Annotated in this window: 13 protein-coding genes; 8 read left to right on the top strand and 5 right to left on the bottom strand. The window is 64.8% G+C overall.

Features of this window, described 5'->3' with window-relative positions; translation table 11 throughout:
* The first annotated feature begins 40 nt into the window (after nt 1-40).
* The 8 genes from AC1D1F_RS02635 (at nt 41) to AC1D1F_RS02600 (ending at nt 5,672) form a co-directional block, all read left to right on the top strand.
* Complete coding sequence (locus AC1D1F_RS02635; protein WP_477674842.1) at nt 41-619, top strand: DUF3261 domain-containing protein; 579 nt, start codon at nt 41-43, stop codon at nt 617-619.
* Nucleotides 616-1,800, top strand: a complete 1,185-nt coding sequence (locus AC1D1F_RS02630; RefSeq protein ID WP_477695970.1) for a beta-ketoacyl-ACP synthase — start codon at nt 616-618, stop codon at nt 1,798-1,800. Before AC1D1F_RS02635 ends, AC1D1F_RS02630 begins: the two co-directional genes overlap by 4 nt.
* A gap of 10 nt (nt 1,801-1,810) precedes the next feature.
* Nucleotides 1,811-2,275: a hotdog family protein gene (locus AC1D1F_RS02625; RefSeq protein WP_477674840.1), complete on the top strand. Its 465-nt coding sequence runs from the start codon at nt 1,811-1,813 to the stop codon at nt 2,273-2,275.
* Nucleotides 2,272-3,000, top strand: coding sequence for a 3-oxoacyl-ACP reductase FabG (gene fabG, locus AC1D1F_RS02620; protein WP_477674839.1), 729 nt, complete (start codon nt 2,272-2,274; stop codon nt 2,998-3,000). Before AC1D1F_RS02625 ends, fabG begins: the two co-directional genes overlap by 4 nt.
* Nucleotides 2,997-4,226 carry a beta-ketoacyl-ACP synthase gene (locus AC1D1F_RS02615; RefSeq protein ID WP_477674838.1) on the top strand — a complete coding sequence of 410 codons (1,230 nt, stop codon included), beginning with the start codon at nt 2,997-2,999 and terminating at the stop codon, nt 4,224-4,226. The genes fabG and AC1D1F_RS02615 overlap by 4 nt, the downstream gene beginning before the upstream one ends.
* A gap of 20 nt (nt 4,227-4,246) precedes the next feature.
* The gene (locus AC1D1F_RS02610) at nt 4,247-4,396 is read left to right on the top strand and encodes a hypothetical protein (protein ID WP_477695971.1); all 150 of its coding nucleotides are present in this window, start codon (nt 4,247-4,249) and stop codon (nt 4,394-4,396) included.
* 37 nt (nt 4,397-4,433) lie between these two features.
* Nucleotides 4,434-4,850, top strand: coding sequence for a hypothetical protein (locus tag AC1D1F_RS02605; RefSeq protein ID WP_477674836.1), 417 nt, complete (start codon nt 4,434-4,436; stop codon nt 4,848-4,850).
* Nucleotides 4,851-5,048: 198 nt separating this feature from the next.
* Nucleotides 5,049-5,672, top strand: a complete 624-nt coding sequence (locus AC1D1F_RS02600; RefSeq protein WP_477674835.1) for a 4'-phosphopantetheinyl transferase family protein — start codon at nt 5,049-5,051, stop codon at nt 5,670-5,672.
* 7 nt (nt 5,673-5,679) lie between these two features.
* Here AC1D1F_RS02600 and AC1D1F_RS02595 read toward each other — a convergent pair whose 3' ends face one another.
* The 5 genes from AC1D1F_RS02595 to AC1D1F_RS02575 form a co-directional block, all read right to left on the bottom strand.
* Complete coding sequence (locus tag AC1D1F_RS02595) at nt 5,680-6,387, bottom strand: class I SAM-dependent methyltransferase (protein WP_477674834.1); 708 nt, start codon at nt 6,385-6,387, stop codon at nt 5,680-5,682.
* Between the two features lie 373 nt (nt 6,388-6,760).
* Nucleotides 6,761-8,149 carry a formimidoylglutamate deiminase gene (locus AC1D1F_RS02590; protein ID WP_477674858.1) on the bottom strand — a complete coding sequence of 463 codons (1,389 nt, stop codon included), beginning with the start codon at nt 8,147-8,149 and terminating at the stop codon, nt 6,761-6,763.
* A 12-nt stretch (nt 8,150-8,161) separates the two neighbouring features.
* Nucleotides 8,162-8,983, bottom strand: a complete 822-nt coding sequence (gene hutG, locus AC1D1F_RS02585) for an N-formylglutamate deformylase (protein ID WP_477674833.1) — start codon at nt 8,981-8,983, stop codon at nt 8,162-8,164.
* 46 nt (nt 8,984-9,029) lie between these two features.
* On the bottom strand, nt 9,030-9,824 hold the full coding sequence (locus AC1D1F_RS02580; protein WP_477674832.1) for an amino acid ABC transporter ATP-binding protein: 795 nt from the start codon (nt 9,822-9,824) through the stop codon (nt 9,030-9,032).
* Nucleotides 9,821-10,489 (bottom strand): amino acid ABC transporter permease, encoded by a 669-nt coding sequence (locus AC1D1F_RS02575; protein WP_477674831.1) that lies wholly within the window; start codon nt 10,487-10,489, stop codon nt 9,821-9,823. The genes AC1D1F_RS02580 and AC1D1F_RS02575 overlap by 4 nt, the downstream gene beginning before the upstream one ends.
* Nucleotides 10,490-10,505 lie beyond the last annotated feature (16 nt).

Genomic DNA, 10,505 nt, shown 5'->3' with positions numbered 1-10,505 from the left:
CGATCATGGGGCAATGCACAATGAACGCCATGGAGCAAGCGTGACCTCACTGATGCGTCGCTTGCTCGCGGGCATGAGCCTGGCCTGGATGCTGGCAGCCAGCGCCGGGCTGACGGGCTGCGCCGTGCCGCTTCAGGGGGGCACCGCACCCATGCTGCGTTTGACACCATCGTCGCTGGGTCGCGAAATCACCGTCGTGCAGCGACTGGACGTGCAGGCCGCGGGCCGGACGCACTCCATGGAGGTGGCGCTTGAAGCCGATGAAACGTCGGTCCGCATGGCCGTCATGCAGCTGGGGCAGACCGTGGCCCGCCTTGAGTGGGACGGCCGGCAACTCAGCCAGAGCCTGGCGCCCGGCTGGCCCGCCGCGGTCAGCGCCGAGCGCGTGCTGAGCGACCTGCAACTGGTCTGGTGGCCGGCGACGGCGGTGAGCGCCGCGCTGCCGCCCGGCTGGCGCCTGGAGGAGACTGCACACGGACGCGTGCTGCGCCATGAAGAACACATCGTCACGGTCGTGCGCGAGGTCACCGCCGGCCAGATTGAACTGACTCAACGCGCCGAAGGCTACACCGTGCAGGTGTACAGCCAGGGCGCCTCACCTGTTTTTGCCACCCCATGAGTACCATTTACCTCCAAGATCTTGGCCTTGTTTGCGCCTTGGGCCATGGAGCCCACAGGGTGCGCCAAGCGCTGTTCGACGCGTCAGGCCCGGGCGGCCTGACCCGGACGGACCGCTATTCGCCCGGCCGCGTGCTGTCGGTCGGCGAAGTACACGCCAAGCTACCCAGCCTCGCGCATGCGGCGCCGGAGTTCCATACCCGTAACAACGCGCTGTCCCTGCTGGCGCTGCAAGAGATGCGGCCGTCGGTCGATGCCGCCATCGCCCGCTTCGGCGGTGCCCGCGTGGCCGTCGTGCTGGGAATCAGCGCCCCGGGCCTGCCGGAGCGCGAGGCCGCCCGCGCGCACTGGAAACGTACCGGGTCCTGGCCCGCGGAATTCCGCTACGCCCAGCAAGAGCCGGGAAATCTCGCCGACTTCATCGCCGCGGAGCTTGGCGTCACCGGCGCCGCGCATGTCATTTCCACCGCTTGTTCATCAGGAGCCAAAGCCCTGGCCAGCGGCGCGCGCCTGCTCAAAGCAGGCATGGCCGACGCCGTCGTGGCCGGTGGCTGCGATGTGCTCGGCAAGTTCACCGTGGCGGGGTTTTCCGCGCTCGAATCGATTTCAGCCACCCGCAGCAACCCGCTTTCCTTGAACCGGCAGGGCATCAACCTCGGTGAAGGCGCGGCGCTGTTCCTGATGACGCGAGACCCCGGCCCGGTCCGGCTCGCCGGATGGGGAGAAAGCTCCGACGCGCACCATATGTCGGCGCCCGATCCCACCGGCCGCGGGGCCGCGACAGCCATGCAACTGGCCTTGCAGCGCGCCGGCGTGCAAGCAGCGGAGGTGGACTACCTCAATCTTCACGGTACCGCGACCCCCCACAATGACGCGATGGAAAGCCTGGCGGTGTCGCAGCTTCTGGGCGCCGACATACCGGTCAGCTCGACCAAGCCCCTGACCGGCCACACCCTGGCCGCCGCCGGGGCCATTGAGGCCGCCTTCGGATGGCTGAGCCTGGTGGACAACCCCCGGGGCTTGCTGCCGCCCCATTGGTGGGACGGCCAGCCGGACCCCGCGCTGCCCCCCCTGCGCGTCGTGACCCCGGGCGAAAGCCTAGGCCGCACGCCGCGCTATGTGCTGAGCAATTCATTCGCTTTCGGCGGCAGCAATGCCTCCATCCTGCTGGGGAGTGCCTGAAATGAGCCCAATGGATGAAGCTCGTCGCGTAGCCGACCTGGTTCCCCATCGCCGCACCATGAGCTGGCTGGACCGCATCGTCAGCGTGGATACCGAACGCGTGGTGGCCGAGGCCGCCATCCGCGAGGACAGCCTGTTCCTGCGCGGCGGGCAACTGGACGCCTGGATAGGCATCGAATACATGGCCCAGGCCGTCGCGGCCTGGGCCGGCCATCGGGCGCACCGCGAGGGGCGCAGCATCACGCTGGGTTTCCTGGTGGGCACCCGCCGCTATGACGCGCATCGCCAGTCGTTCAGGGTGGGCGAGTGCCTGCGCATCGAGGCGGACTGCGAACTGATGGGGAACAACGGCCTGGGCATGTTCACCTGCCGGATACTGGTGGGCGGCGAACTGGCGGCGGCGGCCAGCCTGTCGGTATTTGAGCCCCCCGAAGGCGGGGCATTTCTGGATATCAAAAAGAGAGAGACATCATGAATCGCTGCGTGCTGGTCACGGGATCGAGCAGGGGCATAGGGCGGGCCATCGCCCTGCGCCTGGCCAAAGACGGCTACGACGTGGTTGTGCATTGCCGCCAGCAGCGCGAGCAGGCCGAAGAAGTGGCCAACGCCATCCTGGAGATGGGCCGCGAAGCGCGCGTGCTCTGCTTCGACGTGACGGACCGCGCCCAGGCCGCCGGCATGCTGCTGGCCGACATCGAGGCGCACGGGGCCTATTACGGCGTCGTCTGCAATGCCGGCATCGCGCGTGACAACGCTTTTCCCGCCATGAGCGGCGAAGATTGGGACGCGGTCATCCACACCAACCTCGACGCCTTCTACAACGTGCTCAACCCCGTGGTCATGCCCATGGTGCGCAGGCGCGCGCCCGGGCGCATCGTGACGCTGTCCTCGGTGTCCGGCCTGATGGGCAACCGCGGCCAAACCAATTACAGTGCGGCCAAGGCCGGCATCATTGGCGCCACAAAAGCGCTGGCGGTGGAACTGGCCAAACGAGAAATCACCGTCAACTGCGTAGCCCCGGGCCTGATAGACACCGACATGATTGAACCCCAAGTGCTTGAAGAAGCCCTCCACATGATTCCCGCCCGCCGCATGGGCCGCCCCGAGGAAGTCGCGGCCGCCGTGTCCTTCCTGCTTTCGCCCGACGCCGCCTACATCACGCGGCAGGTCATTTCCGTGAACGGGGGGATGGTCGGATGAAGCGCGTTGTCATCACCGGCGTGGGAGCGCTGAGCCCACTTGGCCACGACTGGCCCACCGTGCGCGCGGCCTTGCGTGAAGAACGCAACGTGGTGAGCTACATCAAGGAGTGGGACGACTACGAAGGCCTCAACACGCGGCTGGGCGTGCGCGCCGCACCGTTTGAGCTACCCGCGCACTACAACCGCAAAGTCACCCGCAGCATGGGCCGCGTCGCCATCATGGCCACCCTGGCCAGCGAGATGGCTTTGGCGGATGCGGGCCTCACCGGTAGCGCGCTGGTCACCGATGGCGGTATGGGCATTTCCTACGGTTCCTCTGTCGGTTCACCGCCGGCGATGGGCGACTTCGGGAACATGGTGGCCCGCAAGAACACTGAAGGCATCAACGCCAACACCTACCTGCGGATGATGTCGCATACAGCGGCCGTCAATATCGGCGTCTTCCTGGGAGTGACGGGGCGCATCATCCCGACTTCCAGCGCCTGCACCGCCGGCAGCCAGGGCGTGGGCTACGCCTTCGAGGCCATCCAGAGCGGGCGGCAGGTCGCCATGCTGGCGGGCGGCGCGGAAGAGCTGGACGCCGTGGACGCCGCTGTTTTCGACACCTTGTTCGCCACCTGCGTCAGCAATGACGCCCCACACCTGAGCCCGCGCCCCTTTGACGTCACCCGGGATGGGCTGGTGCTGGGCGAAGGCGCCTGCACGCTGGTGCTGGAAGAGCTGGAGCACGCGCGGGCACGCGGCGCCCGTATCCTGGCCGAGATCGTCGGTTTTGGCACCAACAGCGACGGCACGCACGTGACCCGACCCAACGCCCGAACCATGGCACAGGCCATGCGACTGGCCCTCGGCAACGCCGGGTTGCCGCCGGAGGCCATCGGGTACATCAATGCGCACGGCACCGCCACCGACCACGGCGACGTGGCCGAAACCCACGGTACCCATGAAATTTTCGGCGCCAAGGTGCCCATCAGTTCACTCAAGAGCTATATGGGCCATACCCTGGGCGCCTGTGGCGCACTGGAAGCCTGGATGAGCGTGGAGATGATGCGCGACGGATGGTTTGCCCCCACGGTCAACCTGCGCGACATCGATCCCCAGTGCGGCCAGCTGGATTACGTGCTTGCGGGCGGACGCGACCTGCAGACAGACTACGTGATGAGCAACAACTTTGCTTTCGGCGGCATCAATACGTCGCTGGTATTCAAGCGCTGGATGGACTGATTTTCAATCGAGGAGACCGAGTGACAAAAAAAGAAGCAAAAGAACCCAAAATTTACCGGCCAGGTGCGCAACACCATGAAAATTGCGATCGCAATGACTGGTCGGTCATCATCACGAAGGCACTTGAGGACCCGTCCTTGCGCCTGAATGAAAAGCTGCAGGCCCAATAAGCCGGCGATCAACATCAAACCCTGAGGGAACTGAACCATGAAATCGAAAATTTTTGCCTATCTTCTTCTCGCACTGGCATTCGCCGCAGGCCCGGCCAGCGCACGCTACCCGCTACCCATCGTCAACCACCCCGACGTTGCCGTTGTCACCAGCAGCGGCACCGCGCCTTCCGGTGAGCGGGTCAAGCAGGCCATCCTGGCCGGCGCCGCCGCAAAAGGCTGGACGATTGCCCAACAGGCGGACGGCAAAATCCAGGCAACCCTCGTGGTCCGCAACAAGCACACCGTCGTGGTGCTGATCTCCTATACGCCCCAAAAGTATTCGCTGACCTACAAGGACAGCATCAACATGAACTATGGTGAACGAAATGGCGAGCCGGTCATTCATCCGTTCTACAACACCTGGGTGCAAGACCTCAAGGACGCGATTCGCACCGACCTTCTCAAGGCCTGATAGCCACCGCAAGCCGCTGAGCAAGGCATGACCGGCACGGCCTGCATAGAACGGCAAAACGCAGACATGACGCTGCCTGGGACTCCGGCTGGCATTCCCACCAGCGTCACCCTTGAAAGCATCGAAGCTGTTCATGCCCGCCTCCCCGCAGGCGGAACAGGCTGGCTGAGCCTTCCCGAACAAGCCAGGCTTTCGGGCATGACGTCTCCAGGGCGCCGCAGGCAGTTCATTGCCGGGCGCTGGCTCGCGCGCCAATGCCTGGCGGCCCATGCAGGCGGCCACTGGCAAGACTACGCCTTGTCCACACCCGATGATGCTGCTCCCGAAATTCTGGCGCCACCGCCCGGCGCCTCTCCCATCGGACTTCATTTTTCGCTGAGCCATAGCGGCGACTGGGTTGCCTGCGCCGTTTCAGCGCGCCCTGTGGGCGTGGACGTGGAGTGCAATGACCGTCCACGTGACTTTCAGGCGCTCAACAACTGGGTTCATGAAGCTGGCGCGCTCCAGGGCTGGGCCGCGAAGACCCCGCAGCAACAGCAGGATTGGTTCTACGCCCAATGGACGCTGAAAGAAGCCTGGCTCAAACAGTTTGCCTCGGCCTCAGGCCGGCCTTCCATGAAGTCAGTGCGATTTGAATCCTGCACCCATGACGGGAATCCAGCGGCCATGACGGGCCGAAACGCCTTGCTGACCCTGGCGATATATCCCACCACGGCCATGAGCCCGCAACTGCGCGGAGAGGCCCTGCGGCAGCTCGAATGGACTTACTGGAGCAAGGTGGAGCCAGGCAGCAGCCTGACCGCCCCCGGCAGCCCCGCGTAGCCGCCCTTCAGGGTTTGATGGCTACCGCATTGATCAGCGTTTCTTCCCTCTGTTTGGGCACGGGCACGCCGATCCACTCCAGGAAGCCGATGTCCCTGCGGCTCCACCACAGGTAGGGAAATGAAATTCGTTCCGGCGGCAAATCAAAGCCGGCCGACTGGATCATCGCGATATATTCGGGCGCCGTGCGCTGCACTTCCATCGGATGCTTGAACAACAGGCGGATCTGCAAGGAGTGGATGTATTCACGCGTCGATTCAGCGAACAGCAGCACGCCTCCCGGTTTGAGCACCCTGAAAAATTCGGCCATAGCCTCTTCTTGCGCGACGATGTGGTGGAAAGTCTGGTGGCAGAAAACCATGTCGAAATGGTTGTCCGGCCAGTCCATGCGCGACGCATTGCCGGCATGCAGCTCCACGGGACTGCCGCAAGCACGAGCTTGGGGACCCGCCCGTTCATGCAGGGACGGGTCGGCATCCATGCCCACAATAAGCTGAGGAGCAAAACAAGCGGAAAGTTCGGCAAAGGAGTGCCCAAAGCCGCAACCCACATCCAGAATGCGGTCGTACCGCCTCTGGGAAGGCAGCAAGGCCTGAAGATCCTTCAGCGCCCGGCGCAGTACCTGCACTTTCCAGGTGACAGAGCGCAGGAACCAGTTGCCAAAGCCTGTTTCCTTCACAAATGCGTCGACAGCCGACGTGGCATTCATGGTCATTCAAACTCCCTTTTGTGTCGATTTTTGGGTGCGGCAGCGACTGCCCGGCAGGATAGTTCAGGGTCATGCTGTATGCCCGGCCAGACGGGCCACCCTGCCCTCCATGTACCGATTGTCCGGCAAGCCGGGCGGGTCCATGACGCATCCGGCTAAAAAAGTACTTTTGAGGGCTATGAGCAGAGACCGGCGGTCAAGCGCCGGCCTGGGCCAAAAGCAAGCCTCCATTGGGAGCCGATCAGTTGCCGCACGGCATTGCCGGGAAATCAAGGCAGCCACCGGCCGAAAATTTTGCAAAAAAAACATTCTGCACGGCCAAGTCACCATCAACAGGACCCGGCTTGGAGTCCCGATGCAGCCAGCCCCGGGGGCGAAATCAGTCCGCCCACAACTCCCGCATGGCTCGAACAAAGGCCTGCGCACGCTCAGGTGAAGGCGCGGCGGTGCGTTCGCCCGCCACAAACATCTCGCCAAACGTAGCGTCCGGACTGGAAAACACCAGCGCGTCCAGCAGGTGGCCGGCCGGCACGCCCAGCAGCGCGGGGGACTCCAGGTCCAGCGTCACAAAATCGGCACGGTGGCCGGGCGCCAGGCCGCCTTGCATCCGGCCGGTGGCAGGGAAGCCGCCGGCCAAAGCGGCCTCGAACAGGCCGGCCGCGCTGCTTTCGTTCCCGAGGACACGCGCGGCGATGTTGCGCTGGCGCAGCGTGAGGCGCTGCGAGTATTCGAGCAGGCGCAGCTCTTCAGCCCAGCTGCGCGTGACGTGGCTGTCGGAGCCAATCGACCAGCGGCCGCCCGCCGCCGCGTAGGCCGGCAGCTCGAACACACCGTCGCCGAGGTTGGCTTCGGTCGCGGGGCAGATCACGATGGCCGCGCCGGTGCCCTGCACACCCAGCAGTTCGGCCGGCGTGGCATGGGTGGCGTGCACCAGGTTCCAGCGGGCGTCGATGTCGGCGTTGTTCAGCAGCCATTCGATCGGGCGCTGGCCTGTGTGTTCCAGGCAGTCCTCAACTTCCTGCGTCTGTTCGGCGATATGGATGTGCATCGGCAGGCCGGCCTCTTTGGCGGCGGTGCCGAGTTCATGCAGGGCGGCCGGGCCAGCGGCGCGCAGCGAGTGCACGGCGACGCCGACGTTGATGCGCGCATCGCCTTGTGTTTGCCGCTGGATTTGCTCGACCACACGCATCACGCTCTCGGGTGTCGAGGCAAAGCGGCGCTGGTCTTCGCGCAGGCCCGCGGCCTTGAAGCCGGAGCGCATGTACAGCGTTGGCAATAACGTGAGGCCGATGCCGGTGCGCTGCGCGGCACGCACCAGGGCCAGCGACATCTCGGCCGGGTCGGCATAGGCCTTGCCGTTCACGTCGTTGTGCAGGTAATGGAAATCGCAGACCTGGGTGTAACCGCCGGCCAGCAGCTCGGCGTAGAGCTGGGTCGCAATCGCCTCGAGCTGCTCCGGTGTGATGCGGTTGGCCGCGCTGTACATGCGGTCGCGCCAGCTCCAGAAATCGTCAGACGCATGCGCGCCGGCGCTGCGGCGCTCCGTGAGGCCCGCCATGGCGCGCTGGAAGGCATGGCTGTGTGCATTGACCAAGCCGGGCAGCACCGGGCCGGGCAAGAGTGTCGCGCCTTGCTGTTGCTGCGCCGTAGCACCGGGCAACACGCTTTGCCAGCTGCCGTTGGCGGCCACCGTCAACAGGACGTCTTTGGCCCACGCGCCCTGCACCCAGGCCTGGGGCGCGAAAAATGTCTTGATGCCGCTGCTCATCATCATGGTGTCTCAGGCGTAAAGGTGGTTGGCGGCCTGCAGCGCGCCGGCCACCATATTCCTCAGCAGGGGCTGCACCTGCCAGGCCAGGGCCTCGTCATAGGCGTAGGGCGCCACTTCCTGCATGTAAAGGCTCTGGCACATCTCGAGCTGCACGGCATGCACGTCTTGCGCGGACTGGCCGTAGTGGCGCGTGATGTAGCCGCCCTTGAAGCGGCCGTTGACGGCGATGCTGATGTGGGGCGCGGCCTCGCAGGCCTGCACCACCGCGGCGGTGATGGATTCATGCGCGCTGGCGCCGCTGGCGGTGCCGATGTTGAGGTCGGGCAGCTTGCCTTCGAACAACCAGGGAATTTGCGAACGTATGCTGTGCGCGTCCCACAGCAGGGCAAAGCCGTGCTGCGCTTTCAGGCGCGCGAGTTCGGCGGCCAGGGCTGAATGGTAGGGCTGCCAGTAGGCTTCGCGCCGCCTCATGCGCTCTTCGGGGCCAGGCTCACGGCCGGCCTGGTACAGCGGCGCGCCGCTGAAAAAACGCGTGGGGCACAGCTCGGTGTTGGAGGCGCCCGGGTACATGGGCGCGTCGTCGGGCGGGCGGTTCAAATCGATCACATAGCGCGAATAGCGCGGCCGCAGCACGCTGGCGCCCAGCAGGGGCAGGAAGTTGTAGAGCCGATGCAAATGCCAGTCGGTGTCTTCGACCTTGAGCGCTTCGGCCGTGTAGCCGCCCTGCAGTTCGGCGGGGATTTCCGTGCCTATGTGCGGCATGCTGACCAGCAAAGGCACGTGCCCCTGATGCAAGCTAAAAACTCCGCTGTCGTCGCTGAAGTCATTCATGGGATGGATTCCTGAAAAAATTGAGCGCCCGGAAGGCGGCCCGCGATCAGTTCCGTGACAGCACGGCCTGGAGGAAATCCCGGGTTCGCGCCTGCGCCGGGTTGGTAAAGATGATATCGGGCGGCCCGGCCTCGATCAACACGCCGCCATCCATCACCACCACCACATCGGCCACTTCGCGCGCGAAGTCCATTTCATGGGTCACGACCATCATGGTCATGCCCTCGCCCGCCAGCAGCTTCATGACCTGCAAGACCTCACCCACCAGCTCGGGGTCCAGCGCCGAGGTGGGCTCGTCAAACAGCATCAGCTGGGGTTGCATGGCCAGCGCGCGGGCAATCGCGACCCGCTGCTTCTGCCCGCCCGACAGGCTGGCCGGCATGGCATGGGCTTTTTGCACCAGGCCCACCTTGTCGAGCAGCGCCAGGGCTTCGGCTTCCGTTTGCTGCCTGGACAAGCCGCGCACCTTGCGCGGGCCGACGGTGATGTTGTCGATCACCGACAGGTGCGGAAACAGGTTGAAGGACTGGAACACCATACCGACGTCTTCACGCAAATGGTTCAGCGCCTGGTCGTCCAGCATGCGGCCGGCATCGGCCAGCACGCGGCCGCAGATTTCAACCCGGCCGCTGTCGGGCGTTTCCAGCCCGTTGCAGCAGCGCAGGAAGGTACTTTTGCCAGAGCCGCTGGGCCCGATGACAACGACCACCTGCGAGGGCTGGACTTCAAAATCAATGCCGTGGAGCACGACGTGCTCGCCAAAAGATTTTCGCAATCCCCGGATGTTGACGATGGGGGCGCCGGCGGCGGGTGTAGGGAAGGTGGGTTGCGGCGTGTTCATTGCACCATGCCTCCGGCGCGCAGCCGCTGCTCGATACGGCGCAGCGCCAGCGTCGTCAGCCCGGTCAGCACAAAATACATGACGGCAATCACGAGGTAGACCTCCAGTGAACGATAGGACACGCTGATGATTTTTTGCCCCTCGTGCATCAGCTCATGGATGGTCAGCAGCGACACCAGCGCGGAGTTCTTGATCAGCGCGATGAATTCGTTGCCCAGCGGCGGGATCATGCGCACCAGCGCCTGCGGCAGGATGATGTTGCGCATGGCCGTTCCGTAGGACATGCCGACCGAACGCGCAGCCTCCATCTGGCCCTTGTCAATCGACTGGATGGCGCCGCGCACGATCTCCGACACGTAGGCGCCGGAATAAATGCCCAGGCCTATCACGCCGCACAAAAACGCCGGCAGCATGATGCCGAACTGCGGCAAACCGAAAAACAGTATGAACAGCTGCACCAGCAGCGGCGTTCCGCGTATGGCCGCCACGTAGCTGGTGCACAGCGCATAGACCACGCGTCTGGCCGGATTGAGGCGCCCGATCCCCACCAGCAAGCCCATGATGCAGCCAAGCACCAGAGCCACCGCCGTGATTTCCACGGTCACCAGCGCACCCGACAGCAGGTTGCGCCACCCCGCGAAAGCGGGGGAGAAATCGAGTTCCATCCGATGCGCTCCCGGG

Source organism: Polaromonas sp. P1_H6 (assembly GCF_056405195.1).
Note: the sequence above shows the minus strand (reverse complement) of the source record. Positions and strands in the feature narration are given on the sequence as shown.